The following is a 17223-nucleotide window of genomic DNA, read 5'->3' as shown; positions in this document are numbered from 1 at the left end:
AAAATTTAGTACAACGTTTGAAATGACTTAAAAAAGCAATTTTGTGGCCATCTACGTTCTGCTAACGACCTAAGCAAAGATAAAAACCTCTAAAGTCTCCCTAATTTTAGACCTCCGATAACCAACAGAAAATTATAACCAATTGGGTAGTGTTTACCCATGTAAAATGAGGAGGCTAAATTATGTCGCAAACATTTCTACAAAAAACAGTAGGCCATTTAGTGGTCAAATTACCATTTAAACCATTATTACTGCTTTTATTATTGTTGCCTTTTTATGGATTTGCACAACAAGGTATTACCGTAAAAGGGTTAGTAGTAGCTCAAGAAGATGGGAGTCCCTTACCAGGAGTTGCTGTTAAGGAAAAAGGAACCAACAACGGAATAAGTACGAATGAAAAGGGAGAATTCGTACTTTCTAATGTGAAATCCAATGCTACGCTAGTTTTTTCTTTTGTGGGATATGTTACTCAGGAAATTCCCGCGTCAACAAAGCAGCCAATCCAGGTAAAGTTAGTGGCAGATGTGGCCGATTTGGATGAGGTTGTGGTAGTAGGCTATGGTACGGCTCGTAAACGGGATTTGACAGGTGCCGTGTCTAGTGTGAATACCAAAAAACTGGAAAACGAAAAACCCACACAGGTGGCGGATGTACTTCGGGGCAATGTTGCTGGTGTTAATATTGGTTTCAGTGCGCGGGCTAAAGGAGGCGGTAATTTACAAATCAGGGGTAGAACATCCCTAAATGCAGGAACATCACCGCTAATTGTATTGGATGGAGCGATTTTCTATGGCGCCCTAGAGGATATTAATCCTAGTGATATAGAAAATATCGATGTGTTGAAGGACGCTAGTTCGGCTGCTGTTTTTGGAGCAAAGTCGGCTAGTGGGGTTATCTTAGTCACTACGAAAAAAGGTAAAGACGGTAAACCGCAGATTAACGTAAATGTAAGCACGGGTTTAGCAACGATGGCGGTAAACCAACGCGTTTACGATGCTTCTAATTTTACGACGTGGCGTTCGGATTATTTCCGGACAAGCAAAGTAGGCGCACAACCCTATCAGTACAACGATCCACGTAGCTTGCCTGCGGGTATTAGTATTGACGATTGGATGGCTTATGATGATTCGGATGGAGATCCGGTTGAAACCTGGTTAAGGCGATTGAATATGCAGCCTGTGGAGATAGCCAATTATAAAGCCGGACGAAGCGTAGATTGGTATGATATTGCTTTTCATAACGGATTAAGGCAAGATTACAATGTAAGTGTTTCTGGGAAAAATGAGAACATTTCTTATTACGTGGGTGCAGGTTATCTGAACAATGAAGGTGTGATTGTAGGCGATCAATACAAGACACTTCGAACACGGGTGAACATAGAAGCAAACATTGGGAAATTCCTGACGGTTGGAATGAATACCCAGTTTTCTAATAAAAACGAGAGCGCTATTCCTTATAATTGGAGTGCGATAACGAGCCTTTCTCCCTGGGGTAGTCGCTACAAAGATGACGGAACCTTAACTTGGCGACCAAACAATGAGGCAAGCGGTGGTGTGAATTTAGGATATGATGCTTTCTATACCGATCGTTTATACCGTACCAATGCGCTAAACAGTACCATTTTTGCGAAGGTAAAATTGCCTTTTGGCATTCAATACCAACTGAATTTTACACCACAGTTGGAGTTGATGGATAAATATAATGCCCAAAGCGCCCTTCATGAAGAATGGGCGGGCTTCGGAGGAAGAGCATCCAGACAGCAAAGAGAAACCTATTATTGGCAGGTGGACAACCTGTTAAAGTGGGAGAAAACCTTGGCCGATATCCACCATTTTGATGTCACCTTCCTGGTTAATGCAGAAAAGTTTCAGCGTTGGGATAACACTATGATTAACGAGAATTTTGATCCTACCGATGAGTTAGGCTATCACGGTATAGGTTCAGGTATTAAGCCGGTGGTCAGCAGTAATGATCAATACAGCACAGGAGATGCGCTGATGGGCAGGGTCGTATATTCGCTAAAGGATCGTTACATGTTTACCGGTACCTTCCGACGTGATGGTTATTCGGCATTCGGACAAAAGAATCCTCGGGCTAATTTTGGTTCGGTGGCACTGGGTTGGGTCTTTACTGATGAAGATTTCTTTAAAAGCGATTGGTTTAATTACGGAAAGCTGCGTGTATCCTGGGGTAGCAATGGTAACCGGGATTTAGGGACAGATGGTTTGTACAATGCCATAGCCGATTTGACAACGGGTAAATACCTCTATGTTCAACCCGATGGTACCGTCGTTCAAGTCAGCCAGCTCTATATGGATCGTCTGCAAAATGCGAATTTGCGCTGGGAAAGGAATACCTCTTACAATTTAGGCTTGGACTTTTCCTTGTTCAACAATGTGTTGGGTGGAACCATTGAGGCCTATCAGATGAATTCAACCGATTTATTAGTTAAACGGACCTTACCAGACGTTAGTGGATTTACTTGGATTATGGATAATTTAGGAGAAGTTCAAAATCGAGGGTTTGAAATTTCGTTGAATTCCACCAATATGCAACGTGAAAACCTAACTTGGCGTACTTCTTTTAATTTCCAATTGAATCGTAACAAAATCAAACACATCTATCGGGATTATGGCGCCGATGGGAATGAATTGGACGATGTAGCCAACAAATGGTTTGTAGGTCATGCGATTGATGCGATATGGGACTGGAAAGCCTTGGGTGTTTATCAATTGGGTGAAGAAGAACAGGCTAAGCGCTATGATTTGGTACCTGGTGACTATCATTTGGAAGATGTGGATGATGATGGGCGGTTTACTAATGCGGACAAACAGTTTTTGGGCTATACCGAACCCCGGTACCGTTGGTCAATGCGTAATGATTTCCAACTATTTAAAAACTTCAGCTTTTCTTTTATGATTTACTCCTTGTGGGGGCATAAGGCTACCTTTAATGAAATGAAAAGTCGAAATGGCTTCCCTGATCGGATGAATGCCTATGTCTATCCCTATTGGACTCCTGAAAACCAATCTACCGAATGGGCCCGCATTGGTTCGAATGAAGGTAGTGCAACCGGCTTTAACGTTTACCGCGATCGATCCTTTATTCGTCTAGATAACGTTTCTTTAGCGTATACTGTGCCAAGCCATTGGATTCAACGGTATCATGTCAATAATCTTAGACTGTTCTTTAATGTAAGAAATGCGGCAATTTATAAAAAGGACTGGCAGTTGTGGGATCCGGAATGGGATCCTGATCAAGGGGTTGGTCCAACGCCACGGACATTTACCTTCGGTGTTGATGTTACGCTTTGATCTGATGTATGTATGATTAAAAAATCATGTACCTGGACTGATAATAGTCGGAAACTTGAATAGATTGTGTACAAAAAAAATGAAGAAAATGAACAACATCATTATAAAAAAGAACAAACTGCTTTTTGTTGCATTAGGATCACTCTTATTGATGCCCTTTGCTTGTAAAAGAGACTACTTAGAACCTAAACCATTATCGTTTTATACACCAGATAAGACATTCAATACAGCGGACGGCCTTTGGGCTACTATTGCGGCCTGTGATAGTAATCTGAGGCAAGAATTTTACGGCGATGCCCCACCTATCGTGACAGAAGATATTTTTTCAGAAGTAGCTGTTGAGGGAACGACCGACAAACCAGGTCCAGCTCAGAACTTGGATTTAGCTATTACGCCTGACGCTCAATTGAACAATACGGATTATAATAAGGTGGGCTGGTATTGGATAGAAGGATATAAAGGCATTCGTTATGCGAACACCACCATCAAATACATCGATCAACCGAAGGATTACGCATCGGAAGAAGATCGAAACCATTTATTGGGAGCAGCCTATTTCCACCGTGCTTTTCACTATTATCGATTAACGCAACAATTTGGAGATGTGCCTTTTGTAGACGACGTTATCGAGAAGCCGAAGTTGGATTATTTTACCACGAAACGAGAGGTGATTTTACAAAAAATAAAAGCTGATTTGGAATTTGCTGAACAATGGGTACCAGATGCAGTAAACAAGGGGCAAGTGACAAAAGGCGCCGTAAGTCATCTGTTGACTAAAGTAAATTTAGCATTAGGCTTGTTTGACGATGCTATCGCATCAGCGAGTCGGGTTATCGATGGAGGCATGTACCGTCTGATGACTGAACGTTTTGGAAAGGATGCTGCAGACCAGTCTAAAAACGTCATTTGGGATTTGCATCGACCGGAAAATAAATCGCTAGCGAGTAATACGGAAGCATTACTATTGGTTATTGACCGATTGAACTTATCAGGGAATGTCGATGGAGGTATCCAGAGTATGCGTAATGGGGTGCCTTATTGGTCTAACTCAGGTGTTATTACACCTAGCGGCAAAAGCGGCACCTCTGATAAAGATAAATTGGAAATTCCACAGGTTGAAACCTACGGGCGGGGTATTGGACGTCTACGTCCTACCTATTACAGTCAGGAGGGAATTTGGAGCGATAAGGATGACCTACGGCATGCTCCTGGAAATTGGATGCGCATGGAAGATCTGGTGTATAATAACCCCGATCTCAAAAAGGCGGGCGATCCCTACTATGGTAAACATTTGGAATATAGAAATGCCAGAGGAGGTTTATTGGTGAGCGATACGATACGGCACTGGTTCAGCTGGCCGCATTATAAATTATTTGTTGAAGATCCTACACGGACACAGCCTACCGGAGGAAACACCGATTGGTATATTTTCCGTTTGGCAGAAACTTATCTTTTGCGCGCAGAGGCTTATTTCTGGAAAGGAGATTTAGCAAGTGCAGCAGCCGATATGAATAAAGTAAGGGTGCGCGCTCACGCTGCACCGATCACTGCAGCACAGGTGAATATGGCTACAATATTGGATGAGCGTGCCCGGGAGCTTTATTATGAAGAACCGAGAAAAACTGAGCTGACACGCATAGCCTATATTTTTGCCAAAACGGGTAAAGCGGCGGAGAATGGTAAGACATACTCGCTCAATAATTTTTCTACGAACAATTATTTCTATGACCGCGTAATGGCAAAAACAGATTTTTATAATAAAGGGGTAACTACGGTAATCGGAATTACTTATAAAATGAGTCCTTATCATGTGCTTTGGCCAATTCCAATTGCGGTAATTAATGCCAATACCTTGGGCCATATTAACCAAAATCAAGGTTATGCAGGCTCGGAAAGCAATATTCCGCCTTTGGAGGAAATACCGGAAAAGACAGAAGAGGAAGTTGTGCATTAACAAATGCACAGAAGGTTTGCAGGAATATAAGATAAAAACTACCTTCATATATTATAAACAACGAAATGGCATGAGAAACTACCTAATCGTGTTATTGATGCTAACGTTCAATGGCGTCTTTGCACAGCAAGTAAGAAAAGAAAACGGGGTGTTAAAATTGATAGACAAACAGGGCCATTACCTGTTAGGTTATCAGTATGAAGAGGTGTATCCTCCTGCCGGTGTGGATAGCGCCTTTCGGAGATCTGGTTTCATTCATCCCTTAAATACGTTGTCAGGAAGAACGCTAACGCGTATTCAAGCCCCGGATCATTATCACCATTTCGGATTATGGAATCCGTGGACAAGAGTTCAATATAAAGGGAAAGTATACGATCTTTGGAATCTAGGTGACAAGCAGGGAACGGTACGCTTTGTGAAATTTAACCGCATAAAAGACTCGGGCAAGACCATTGGATTCAGTGTTAAACAGGCGCATATGATATTTCCAGAATTGGGAAAGGAACAGCAGCTAATCGATGAAGATTGGGAGGTTAACATTACGCCGATAGATGATAAGCGGTACGAATGTACGATAAATTCTACCCTATCGGTTGTGGGTGACGATACCGTGACGCTTAAAGAGTATCGATATGGGGGATTAGGGTTCCGGGCGACTGGTCAGTGGACGGATAAAAACAGTACGCTATTAACGTCAAGCGGTAAAGACAGAAAAGACGCTGATGGTTCTTTGGAGCGCTGGGCAATCGTTTCCGGTATGACAGATAATGCAAATGCAGGGATTCTGTTTCTGTCTTATCCCAATAATTTCAATCATCCGGAACCCATTCGGGTATGGCCCCCGGGAACCAATGGAAAAGGAGATGTTTTTTTTAATTTTTCACCTACCAAAAATAAAGATTGGGTGTTGTTACCCCATAAACAATATACGCTACATTATCGTTTAATTGTCTTCGACGGTGCATTAACGGCCAGCGAGGCAGAAAAATATTGGAAAGAATTCGCAAAAAGTTCGCCCTAAGGTATTGAAAAAGGAGTTCGTTAAAATAAAGTTAATTTACAGGGCAAAGAAATAAGCTGAGGCTTTCGTTCCTGTTGTGGATGGTCAATCCATTCCAGTAACAGCGAACCTGCCTTAGCGCCAATTTCGAAAGGTTGTTCTTTGAGAGACGCTAGAGGGGGGTGTTCAAAATGGCTAAACAAAGGTAGTGCACCATAGCCGATCAATTCGGTTGAAGGGTAATATGCCGGAAACTCAGTGCGCAGGCAGGTCATTACATCGAGCATGAGATAGTCTTTAAACAGCAGTATGGCACTAGGCGGATTTGGTAATTGCATCAATTCACGCAAAGCTTTATAATTGTTAGGTGTAGAAAGATCGCTTTCACGGATTAAATCTTTGACGATGGGAAGCTTGTTTTTTAACAGTCCATCTCGGTAGCCGAGATAACGATCTCTACTGGTTGTCCAATGGCTGGGACCGTTAATGAAAGCAATACGGCGATGATTCCTGCTCACAAATAAATCTACCGCATCTTTGGCTGCCCGATAAACATCACTACTTATACAGGTATAGACTTCATTAATCGGTTTGCGGGCAAAAAATAGCACTGGTATGCCGGATTGCTCTAATCTACGAAGGTGATCGAGGTTATCTGTTTCTTTGGAAATGGCTATAAGTAGACCATCAATACGGTTACTTTGCATAACCGAAACGAGCTCTTTTTCGCGTTGAAAGCTTTCCTGATTTTGACCAATGAGCACGGTGTATTTTGCATTAGATGCAACTTTTTCAAAACCATCAACAGCAATGGTATAAAAATGGTCAAGTAAAGTTGGTACAATAATCCCTAAGGTAAATGTCTTTTGTTGTTTAAAATGAATAGCTGTTTTGTTTGGGATGTAATTCAGTTGTTTAGCTGTGGATAATACGCGTTCTTTAGTAATAGCTCCAATATTAGGATGGTTGTGCAGTGCTTTTGATACGGTCGAAACGGAAATATTCAGCATCTTAGCTATGTCTTTTATCGTGCTGGGCTTATTGGGCATAAATGGTATTAAATTTTGGTTTTTCGAACTAAAACGTGTTCAATAAACACCTATAAATTTGTAATCGCTTTTTTACTACATCGTTATCGTTAATTTTTAACCCTAAATGTGCTGTAAAAATGTAAGGCTATCCTTATTATTGTAGAGGTACTTAAAGGACATTATAGATGATTGGACATAGTACCAACTGATTAAAACCCGTGTGAACGATCAAAAATAACGCCAATGTTTAGTAATTATTATGGTGAAAAACGAATGATTCCGATAAATCTTTGCCGCTTTTCTGGCTGTTTCAGCATGTTTTTATCATGCAGAGAAGAGTGCATGTTCATAAAAAACGAACTAATTAATGTGCTATTATGAAACTGTTTCTAAAAATCACGCTGTTTTTAACGTTATTGTGCATCACGCCTTTTGTTTACGGACAAACGATACAGTGGAAAAAGGTTAAAATATTGGTATATACCAAGAATGGGAAGGGATTTGTGCATGACAATATTCGTAATTCTGTAAAAGCCATTCAGTCGCTTGCGTCCAGTAAAGGCTTTGTCGTCGATGTGAGTGATGATCCAGCTGATTTTACGGATGACAATTTAAAGCAATACGATGCACTTATTTTTTCCAATACAAACAATACGGTATTCGACAATGATGCGCAACGAATAGCGTTGATGCGTTACATTCAAGCGGGCGGAGGTTTTGTCGGCATCCACTCCGCGGCTGGTACGGAACGGAATTGGCCGTGGTTTAAACAGTTGTTAGGAGGGACATTTGATTGGCATGAACCCGGTCAGTCATTCTCGGTTAATCTGATTGATCGAAACCATCCTTCCGTTGCGCATTTACCTCAAGTTTGGAAAAGAGTTACGGATGAATGTTATTATTTGAAAGAAATGGAGGTGAATTTACATGTAATTGCTGTAAATGACTTAACAACGATTGATCGTGTACGCGAGCGTCGTCCAATAACCTTTGGCAATAAATTTCCTTCGGTATGGTGTCATGAATTTGATGGAGGCCGATCGTGGTATACTTCTCTAGGGCATCAAAAGGAAGACTACGATGATCCAGATTTTCAAAAACATATTTTAGGTGGTATTATCTGGGTAATCGGTAATCAACAAGGAAGAGATTATCATAAAGCCCATGCCCATATGGGGGATGACCCTTTAGTGAACAGCAATTAAAAGTATCCTAAAGAATTAAAGGCTAACCATTTAACACGTATAGGATGAAAACAAACCAATTGACTCGCCGTAAATTTATTAAGCAATCCGTTAAGGGTTCGGCTGTTTTGTTTACAGCTGCGACCTTTCCAACCATCGTTCCGGCTTCGGTTTTTGGAAAAAATGCACCAAGTAACCGTATACATGTAGGGCAGATCGGTTTTGGACGTATCGGGATGACACACGATTTGCCCGAAGTAATGAAGCACGATTATGTAACGGTTGCTGCGGTGGCCGATTTGGATAGTAATCGGCTAAAACAGGGGAAAGCGTGGATTGAGAAGCGACATTTAGATAACTTTGGGAAAACGATAACGGTAAAAACTTATGCTGATTATAAGGACTTAATTGCCTCAGGAGATATTGACGCTGTCGTGATTAGCACACCCGATCATTGGCATGCGCAACCGGCTATGGAAGCTGCCTTGGCTGGGAAACATATTTATTTACAAAAACCAACTTCTTTAACCATTCAGGAAGGCCGTACCATGGCAGACGCGGTAAAAAAAGCTGGTGTCGTATTTCAATTAGGATCTCAACAACGATCCATTCATCCGTGGCCACAATTTAAGCGGACATGCGAATTGGTTAGAAATGGACGAATTGGAACGCTGAAAAGCGTCAAAATCGGACTGCCTATTGACCCACCGGGGGGTAACACTACCAAAATGCCGGTACCTCCGAATTTAAATTACGATATGTGGTTAGGATCCACTCCAGAAGTGTATTATACTGAAGATCGCGTACATTCCCAAAAGGCGATAAATGGAGATAGGCCAGGATGGTTACGTTGTGAACAGTTTGGTGCAGGCATGATTACGGGCTGGGGTGTACACCATTTTGATATCGCGCATTGGGGTATGGATACGGAGTTGAGTGGGCCAATCGAAATAGAAGGAAAGGCCGAGTTTCCAACGTCGGGCCTATGGGATGTGCATGGCAAATATGAGATTCATGCCTTATATCCGAATAATGTACAGGTTGAAGTGAAAGATACTTTTCCCAATGGTATCCGTTTTGAAGGAACGGACGGTTGGATATTTGTTTCGAGAGGTGATGTAGGGGTGACGGCATCGGATCCGACAGCTGCTTCGGATGGAAAAAGCCATGAGGCGTTTACGGCTAGTGATAAAAAAATACTAACTTCGGAAATCGGGCCTAATGAAATTCATCTGTATGAAAGTCCAGAACAGCATACCAATTGGTTAGAGTGTATTCGAGATGGAAAACCTACGATAAGTCCTGTTGAAGTGGCGCAGCACGTTGGGTCGGCCTGTTTAGTAGCCCATACGGCTATGAAACTCGGTAGGAAACTCAGGTGGGATACTAAAACGGAAAAATTCATAGGAGATGAAGAAGCTAACACGATGCTGTCTAGGCCACAACGTTTTCCCTACGGTACGGAACATGTGAAAGGTTGAAAAATTAAAAAGCCTGCCTCCCGAAGGGATGGTAAAAAAGGCAGTAGGCGATAAGCTATAGGCTATAAGCACGCGCAATCGGCAAAAAGTACAAAAGTCTTGATACTTATGTCTTGATACTTGATAGGATAAAGAACAATTAAAATCAGATGTTTAAAAACAAATTTATGAAAGTAGCTGGATTCCTGCTGTTTGGAGGAGTAATCGCAGCGTGTAATAATCAATCGACTAAAGACCAACAAGAAGCCGATGCGAATACGATCCGTTTAATTACACTAGATCCAGGGCATTTCCATGCGGCTTTGGTACAAAAATCGATGTATCCCAATGTGGACAGTACTGTGCATGTTTATGCTCCAAACGATGGTAAAGATTTGCAAGCTCATTTGAGCCTGATTGATGGCTTTAACACCAGGGCAACCGATCCGACACACTGGAAGGAAGAAGTTTACACTGGAGATGACTACGTTCAGAAGATGATCGAGGAGAAAAAGGGGAATGTTGTTGTTTTGGCGGGCGATAATCAACGTAAGATCGATTACATTACCCAATCTATCGATGCTGGGTTTAACGTGTTGGCTGATAAACCTGTGGTAATCGATGTGGCAGGATTTCAAAAATTAGAAAAAGCTTTTGCTAAAGCGAAAGAAAAGAATGTGCTCTTATACGACATCATGACCGAGCGCTTTGAGGTAACAACCGCCTTACAGAAAGAATTTTCGCAAGTGAAAGCGCTCTTTGGTGAACTACAAAAGGGAACAACAGCAGAACCAGCCATTACGAAAGAAAGTGTACATCACTTTTTTAAAGAAGTTGCCGGTAAACCTCTCACCAGACCGTCTTGGTTCTTTGATGTGACCAAACAGGGCGAAGGGATTGTGGATGTGACTTCTCATTTAGTAGACCTCGTGCAATGGGAAGGTTTTCCGGAGCAGATTATTGACTATAGAAAAGACATCGATGTATTGGCGGCAAAAAGATGGCCTACCTGGTTAACGGCTGCTCAATTTAAAAAAGCCACTGAGGAAGACTTTCCGGAGAATTTAAAAGCAAATATCAATGATAAGGGTGAGCTTGGTGTTTACGCAAATGGCGAAATTAATTATACCATTAAGGGGGTACATGCTCGCATTATTGTAAAATGGAATTTTGAGCCGCCAAAGGGTACGGGTGATACCCATTATTCAATTATGCGCGGAACACATGCCAACCTGATTATTAAACAGGGCCAAGAGCAAGGATATAAACCCGTACTTTATGTAGAAGCGATTAATTCAGCTGATCGCAATTTCGAAGAAACCTTAAAGCAAGCCATCACAGAAGTTACCACCAAGTATAAGGGCATTGGTATAGAAAAATTAAAGCCTGGATTTTATCAGATTACCATACCTGAAGAATTGAAGACGGTACATGAACAACATTTTGGTCAGGTTACCCAGAACTACCTCTCTTACCTCACGAAGAAACAACTGCCCGATTGGGAAGTGCCCAATATGCTGGCGAAATACTATACTACAACCAAAGCATTGGAATTAGCAAAACAAGAAAAATAAATTATGGATACGAGAAGAAATTTTTTGAAAAAGGGCGCTTTAGGCGTTGTCGCCAGTACATTGGTAGGAGCTCCTCAAGCGTTACATGCAGCGATTACCGATAAGGCAGCGGCTAAAGAAGATTCTTTTAAATTAGGGATGGCTGGTTATAGCTTCCTGCATTTTAATTTGGATGAGTCTTTAGCTATGATGAAAAAAGTAGATGTGCACTATCTGTGTATTAAGGATTTTCATTTGCCTTTGAATAGTACGGATGAGCAGATTGCTGCTTTTCACGCTAAACTAAAGGCATCTGGCGTAACCGGATATGGTGTAGGTCCCATTTATATGAAAACAAAAGAAGAAATCGATAAGGCTTTTGATTATGCCAAACGTGTAGGCGTTAATTTGCTTATTGGTATCCCTAACCACGAAGATCTGCCCTATGTTTCCGAAAAAGCTAAAGAATATGATATTCACTTTGCTATCCATAATCATGGTCCGCAAGATAAGTTATATCCCAATGCTACGGTAGTCTATAATTTAGTGAAAGACCTGGATCCAAGAATGGGCCTATGCCTGGACATCGGACACAATACGCGGGATGGCCAAAATCTCATTAATGATATTAATAAATACAAAGACCGAATTTTTGACATGCATTTAAAGAATGTTACTGCAGCAAAAAATGAAGGTACTACCTGCGAATTGGATCGGGGAGTAATCGATGTTTTGGCCTTTGTAAAGACATTGCGGAAGATTAAGTATACCGGAACCTGTGGTTTGGAATATGAAAAAGATATGAAAGATCCGTTAGCAGGTATTGCGGAGTCGATTGGTTACTTTAGAGGGATATGTGACGGATCAAGGTAACTTGATGAGCTGCCTTTGTCTTTGCCTACCGAAAACAGGCGCCTTGTGAATTATGTCCGCTCGAGAAAAGCCCTTTGATAAGCCAAAGGGCTTTTTCCTGTAATCTGTTTAAAGTATTTATGAAAGCTGGCGAAATTATTAAACCCACTTTCATAGCAGAGCTGCTTGACACTCATTTTATTTTCGATTAAAAGTTTACAGGCATGCCCCACCCGTATTTCTAAAAGAAACCTGGAGTATGTTTTTCCTGTTTTTGCTTTAAAGTAACGACAGAAAGAATTAGCACTTACGCCAGCAATTACAGCAATATCTTCTAAACTTATTTTTTGACGGAAGTTGCCAAGGGTATAATCAAATATATTGTTAATTCGTCGTTTTTCTTCATCTTGGAAATTTGGATGGAATCCGATCGAAGAGATTAATTGGTAAGAACTATCAGCAATAGCACGTAGCGCTTCCATGAGAAAAATGATGCGTTTCGTTCCTTCTGAATGCAGTAGTTCTTCCAGTAAATGTGCCACAGTTACTTTCGCAGGACCAGTTACTTGAATCCCTCGCTTCGCTTTTTCCAGCAATTGTTTAATGGCTAGATTTTCTGGAAGCTCTAAAAAATCCCTTCCCCAAAAGTGCTCATTGAAATGCGCAACACGGACATCAGCATGGTCTTGGTTATTTTCATCGAAGTAATGCTCGTCAAAGCGCCAATAATGGGGAAGTTGAGAGCCTACTAATACAATGTCTCCCGCCTGAAAGTGGTTCATTTGGTCGCCGATAAATTGAGTCCCTTTTCCGCTATAAAAATGAATCAATTCTACTTCTGCGTGGTAGTGCCATCGATTATTGATGTAAGGTACAAAATCTTGCCGTACACTGAACGACTGTGTTGGGGCCGTACTCAGTTTTAGTAGTTGAGGTTTCATCTGTAAATAATTACTCGTCTATTTTTATTGTAAGTCTATCGGGAATTTACCTAAATACTAGCACGTTTCTCGTCATATCGAGTGTAGCGTCGGAAAGACGTTGCCACTTCAGCCGAGATAAGGTGTTTATGCCCCTTTGGGTAATTTATGCGATAGCCATTTTTATTATTTTGAAAGATGTTACCAGACTTTATTAAGTCTTATAGTCAGTTGTCTGAGCAAATATAAGTTAAATATGCTAAAATAACTGAATAGTTGGCTAAAATGAGCAAGAGATTTCCATCACGAAATGGCGTAATTTGTCTTAGGCTTTACCAATGCAAATGGAATTATTGTTTTAAAAACTGAACCTCAAATTATTTTATGTCAAAAAAGAGCATGCTCATACCCGTGGTTTTGGTAACTTCCTTGTTTTTTTTATGGGCCTTGTTACATAATCTCAATCCTATTTTAATTCCACATCTTCGAAAAGCTTTTGCACTAAATGATTTACAATCTTCATTAATTGATACATCGGCCTACATTAGTTATTTTGTAGTCGCCATTCCAGCCGGACTATATATGCAGCGTTATGGTTATAAAAGAGGGATATTATGGGGACTTGCTTTATACGCCATAGGTGCTTTGCTGGTTATTCCCGCGGCCTCAGCACGTAGCTATCTCATCTTCTTGTCGGCCATTTTTGTCATTGCAGCAGGCGCTACATTTCTGGAAACAGTAGCCAACCCGTATATCTCGGTGTTGGGTAATAAGGAAACGGCAACGCAGCGACTTAATTTCGCACAATCCTTTAATGGTTTGGGTGCGGTGGTAGCACCTGTTTTAGGGGGGAAATTTATCTTGTCTGGAATTGAGCACAGCCCGGAAGAATTAGCAGCTATGGGACAAGGGCAATTAAATACCTATTTACAGTCAGAAGCAAATACGGTTAAAATTCCTTATCTGATTATCGCTGGGGTCGTATTGGTCTTACTATTGTTGTTTGTGCTAACAAAATTGCCGGAAGGGGAAAATGAAGAAGCAGATCATACACATGCTGTAGGTGTAAACTTTTCGTTAAACGTATTTAAACATAAACATTTTTTATGGGCGGTAGTGAGCCAATTTTTTTATATTGGTGCACAAGTAGGGGTAGGTAGTTTTTTCATTCGTTATGCCCATCAGGTAGCCGATATGGGAGAGAAGAATGCAGCCTATCTTTTTGGTTCGGTAGCTATGGTTGGATTTATGTTAGGACGCTTTAGTGGCACATTTCTAATGAAGTATGTGCATCCGTCAGCTTTGTTAGCTGTATATGGCTTCATTTGCTCATGTCTACTTGTTGTTGCGGTGAGCTCATCAGGAGTAATCGCTTTGTACGCGTTGGTTGCGGTGCCTTTTTTTATGTCCATCATGTATCCTACCATATTTTCACTGGGCATTCATGGACTTTCAAGCGAAGAAACCAAAATAGCGGCTTCTTTTTTGGTGATGTCGATTATTGGAGGAGCAGTTATACCTTTGTTGATGGGGCTTGTTTCTGTTGCTGCTAACAGCATACAGATTGCGTATATTTTACCTTTGTTGTGCTTTGTGGTGGTAGGGTATTATGGGTTAAGAGGTTATAAGATGTAGGTATATACGTTAAGTATTAAGACTTTTTAATTGTGTGTTACGAGTTGTGCGTGCCGGTACAGTTTACTATAGTGATCAGGACTTCTTTAGTAACTTTGGTTTTACACTTTAAGCTTTGTGCTTTACGCTGTTTTACTTTTTACGTATCATAATGAAAACATATGCATTAACACTGGATTTAAAGAATGATGAAAAACTGATTGACGAATACGAGCGTTATCATAAAGCGGTATGGCCAGAAATAAAACAATCTATACTAGATTCGGGTATTATCGACATGCATATTTATCGTTTAGGTACCCGTTTATTTATGACGATGCAGGTAGAGGATCATTTTAGTTTTGCATATAAAGCGACTATGGATGCAAAAAATCCGAAGATACAGGAGTGGGAAGAATTGATGTGGACGTATCAGCAGGCTTTGCCACAAGCAAAACCAGGTGAAAAGTGGTTGTTGATGAAAGAGATTTTTAAGCTTTAGATATGAGGTAGTAGAAATCAGATAGTTTTGAGTAGTTAAAGCGTTATAATTGAGAAGAGTCGATAAGTGATCAGTGAATTGTAAATACGGTAGGGCTCGTAACGCACAAAGGCAACTTAAAAGATAATATGGACCATGATAAAAAAATATTTACAGATTCATCCTATAGATAATGTGTTAGTAGCACTGCAGGATTTAGCTGAAGGAGAAGAGATTCATTTTGAGGGAAGACATTTTGTGTTACCGACAAAGGTTTCCGCAAAACACAAGTTTACGATCGAACCTTTGGGAGAAGGGGCTGAAATCTATATGTACGGTGTATTGGTGGGAAAGACCAATCGATCATTACTAAGAGGCGAGGTCATTACAACGGAGAACATCCATCATGCGGCAAATGATTTTCAGTTGGGTAGAAGAAAATTAGATTGGCATAAACCCGATGTTTCCCATTTTGTAGATCGCACCTTTTTAGGATATCATCGAAGTAATGGAACGGTAGGAACGGCAAATTACTGGTTGGTGATTCCTTTGGTTTTTTGTGAAAACCGAAATGTGCTTGTTATGAAAGAAGCCTTTGAACAGAAGTTGGGCTTTAAAAAACCTAAAAGCTATGAGCCAGAAGTAGATCAATTGATCGCCTTATATCAAGCAGGGGCCTCCGTTGAGCAGATTTTGGCGGCTGATTTACATATGGATCATGTGCGTCGACCAGAACATAAATTGTTCGCCCATATTGACGGAATCAAGTTTCTTAATCACGATATGGGTTGTGGAGGTACACGTATGGATGCAGAAGCCTTATGCGGTTTACTTGCCGGCTATATTGTTCATCCCAACGTTGCTGGAGCAACGGTACTTAGCCTAGGCTGTCAGCATGCGCAGGCAAGCATTTTGAAGAAGGAATTATTCAAGCGCGATCCGAATTTCGATAAACCTTTGTACATTTTTGAGCAGCAAAAAGTGGGTTCAGAGAAGGTACTCTTACAGGAAGCACTAAAACATACCTTTGCTGGATTGGTGCAAGCAAATATGCAGGAGCGGGAACCAGCTACTTTGGATAAATTATGTATTGGTTTGGAGTGTGGTGGCTCAGATGGTTTTTCAGGTATTTCGGCCAATCCCGCCTTGGGCTACGTGTCTGATATGGTCGTGACGATGGGTGGATCCGTTATTCTGTCTGAATTTCCAGAACTGTGCGGGGTGGAGCAAGAATTAAGTGATCGTTGCGTGGATGAACAGACCGCTTTACATTTTATGGAGCTCATGCGGACATATAATGCGAAAGCAGAACAAGATGGAAGCGGTTTTTATGCCAATCCTTCGCCAGGAAATATTCGGGATGGATTGATTACCGATGCTATTAAATCTGCCGGAGCTGCTAAAAAGGGGGGTACGTCACCTGTTCAGTCGGTGGTAGACTATCCTGGGCTGGCTAATAAACCTGGATTAAATTTGTTATGCACGCCAGGAAATGATGTAGAAAGCACAACAGCAGAAGTAGCTGCCGGAGCCAACATGGTCTTGTTTACAACGGGTTTAGGAACACCTACAGGTAACCCTATTGTCCCGGTGATTAAGCTTTCGACGAATACGAAGACCTATGAAAAAATGCCGGATATTATTGATATCAATTGCGGAACCATTATTGAGGGTACTGAAACGATAGAACAAGTGGCAGAACGTATTTTAGCGTATGTGATCGACGTGGCGAGCGGAAAGCAAACACCCAAGGCGGTTAAATTAGGCCAAGATGATTTTATTCCGTGGAGGCGGGGCGTCTCTTTATAGTGAGTGAGTTGCGAGTTGTCCGTTGTGAGAGAGGCGCTTTTTAATAGGGAG

Annotated in this window: 12 protein-coding genes; 10 read left to right on the top strand and 2 right to left on the bottom strand. The window is 41.2% G+C overall.

Features of this window, described 5'->3' with window-relative positions:
* The first annotated feature begins 182 nt into the window (after positions 1 to 182).
* The 3 genes from ABD930_RS17105 (at position 183) to ABD930_RS17095 (ending at position 6289) form a co-directional block, all read left to right on the top strand.
* A complete protein-coding gene (locus tag ABD930_RS17105; RefSeq protein WP_345233434.1) occupies positions 183 to 3314 on the top strand; it encodes a SusC/RagA family TonB-linked outer membrane protein in 3132 nt (1043 codons plus the stop codon).
* Positions 3315 to 3402: 88 nt separating this feature from the next.
* Entirely contained in the window at positions 3403 to 5268 is a 1866-nt protein-coding gene (locus ABD930_RS17100; RefSeq protein WP_345233432.1) for a RagB/SusD family nutrient uptake outer membrane protein, read from the top strand.
* 70 nt (positions 5269 to 5338) lie between these two features.
* On the top strand, positions 5339 to 6289 hold the full coding sequence (locus tag ABD930_RS17095) for a DUF6807 domain-containing protein (RefSeq protein ID WP_345233430.1): 951 nt from the start codon (positions 5339 to 5341) through the stop codon (positions 6287 to 6289).
* Between the two features lie 20 nt (positions 6290 to 6309).
* On the opposite strand, the gene ABD930_RS17090 is transcribed toward ABD930_RS17095, so the two are convergent.
* Positions 6310 to 7317: a LacI family DNA-binding transcriptional regulator gene (locus ABD930_RS17090; protein ID WP_345233428.1), complete on the bottom strand. Its 1008-nt coding sequence runs from the start codon at positions 7315 to 7317 to the stop codon at positions 6310 to 6312.
* A 359-nt stretch (positions 7318 to 7676) separates the two neighbouring features.
* On the opposite strand from ABD930_RS17090, the gene ABD930_RS17085 reads away from it, so the two are divergent.
* The 4 genes from ABD930_RS17085 (at position 7677) to ABD930_RS17070 (ending at position 12369) form a co-directional block, all read left to right on the top strand.
* Positions 7677 to 8504, top strand: a complete 828-nt coding sequence (locus ABD930_RS17085; RefSeq protein ID WP_345233425.1) for a ThuA domain-containing protein — start codon at positions 7677 to 7679, stop codon at positions 8502 to 8504.
* A 44-nt stretch (positions 8505 to 8548) separates the two neighbouring features.
* Positions 8549 to 9964 (top strand): Gfo/Idh/MocA family protein, encoded by a 1416-nt coding sequence (locus ABD930_RS17080; RefSeq protein WP_345233423.1) that lies wholly within the window; start codon positions 8549 to 8551, stop codon positions 9962 to 9964.
* Positions 9965 to 10131: 167 nt separating this feature from the next.
* Positions 10132 to 11517: a putative oxidoreductase C-terminal domain-containing protein gene (locus ABD930_RS17075; RefSeq protein ID WP_345233421.1), complete on the top strand. Its 1386-nt coding sequence runs from the start codon at positions 10132 to 10134 to the stop codon at positions 11515 to 11517.
* Positions 11518 to 11520: 3 nt separating this feature from the next.
* Positions 11521 to 12369: a sugar phosphate isomerase/epimerase family protein gene (locus ABD930_RS17070; protein ID WP_345233419.1), complete on the top strand. Its 849-nt coding sequence runs from the start codon at positions 11521 to 11523 to the stop codon at positions 12367 to 12369.
* A gap of 50 nt (positions 12370 to 12419) precedes the next feature.
* On the opposite strand, the gene ABD930_RS17065 is transcribed toward ABD930_RS17070, so the two are convergent.
* On the bottom strand, positions 12420 to 13289 hold the full coding sequence (locus ABD930_RS17065; protein ID WP_345233417.1) for an AraC family transcriptional regulator: 870 nt from the start codon (positions 13287 to 13289) through the stop codon (positions 12420 to 12422).
* 363 nt (positions 13290 to 13652) lie between these two features.
* Between ABD930_RS17065 and fucP the strand changes: the two genes are divergently transcribed.
* From fucP to ABD930_RS17050, 3 genes are all read left to right on the top strand, one after another.
* Complete coding sequence (gene fucP, locus ABD930_RS17060; protein ID WP_345233415.1) at positions 13653 to 14903, top strand: L-fucose:H+ symporter permease; 1251 nt, start codon at positions 13653 to 13655, stop codon at positions 14901 to 14903.
* Positions 14904 to 15054: 151 nt separating this feature from the next.
* Positions 15055 to 15384, top strand: a complete 330-nt coding sequence (locus ABD930_RS17055; RefSeq protein WP_345233413.1) for an L-rhamnose mutarotase — start codon at positions 15055 to 15057, stop codon at positions 15382 to 15384.
* Positions 15385 to 15519: 135 nt separating this feature from the next.
* The gene (locus tag ABD930_RS17050) at positions 15520 to 17172 is read left to right on the top strand and encodes a UxaA family hydrolase (protein WP_345233411.1); all 1653 of its coding nucleotides are present in this window, start codon (positions 15520 to 15522) and stop codon (positions 17170 to 17172) included.
* Positions 17173 to 17223: the final 51 nt, after the last annotated feature.

This window comes from Olivibacter ginsenosidimutans (assembly GCF_039542865.1).
In the GTDB taxonomy this organism is placed as follows: Bacteria; Bacteroidota; Bacteroidia; order Sphingobacteriales; family Sphingobacteriaceae; genus Olivibacter; species Olivibacter ginsenosidimutans.
This window is presented reverse-complemented; position numbering and strand designations above follow the sequence as displayed.

Coding starts and splice junctions, on each gene's coding strand:
- ABD930_RS17105 (WP_345233434.1), top strand. CDS start 183: ATGTCGCAAACATTTCTACAAAAAACAGTAGGCCATTTAGTGGTCAAA.
- ABD930_RS17100 (WP_345233432.1), top strand. CDS start 3,403: ATGAACAACATCATTATAAAAAAGAACAAACTGCTTTTTGTTGCATTA.
- ABD930_RS17095 (WP_345233430.1), top strand. CDS start 5,339: ATGAGAAACTACCTAATCGTGTTATTGATGCTAACGTTCAATGGCGTC.
- ABD930_RS17090 (WP_345233428.1), bottom strand. CDS start 7,317: ATGCCCAATAAGCCCAGCACGATAAAAGACATAGCTAAGATGCTGAAT.
- ABD930_RS17085 (WP_345233425.1), top strand. CDS start 7,677: ATGAAACTGTTTCTAAAAATCACGCTGTTTTTAACGTTATTGTGCATC.
- ABD930_RS17080 (WP_345233423.1), top strand. CDS start 8,549: ATGAAAACAAACCAATTGACTCGCCGTAAATTTATTAAGCAATCCGTT.
- ABD930_RS17075 (WP_345233421.1), top strand. CDS start 10,132: ATGAAAGTAGCTGGATTCCTGCTGTTTGGAGGAGTAATCGCAGCGTGT.
- ABD930_RS17070 (WP_345233419.1), top strand. CDS start 11,521: ATGGATACGAGAAGAAATTTTTTGAAAAAGGGCGCTTTAGGCGTTGTC.
- ABD930_RS17065 (WP_345233417.1), bottom strand. CDS start 13,289: ATGAAACCTCAACTACTAAAACTGAGTACGGCCCCAACACAGTCGTTC.
- fucP (WP_345233415.1), top strand. CDS start 13,653: ATGTCAAAAAAGAGCATGCTCATACCCGTGGTTTTGGTAACTTCCTTG.
- ABD930_RS17055 (WP_345233413.1), top strand. CDS start 15,055: ATGAAAACATATGCATTAACACTGGATTTAAAGAATGATGAAAAACTG.
- ABD930_RS17050 (WP_345233411.1), top strand. CDS start 15,520: ATGATAAAAAAATATTTACAGATTCATCCTATAGATAATGTGTTAGTA.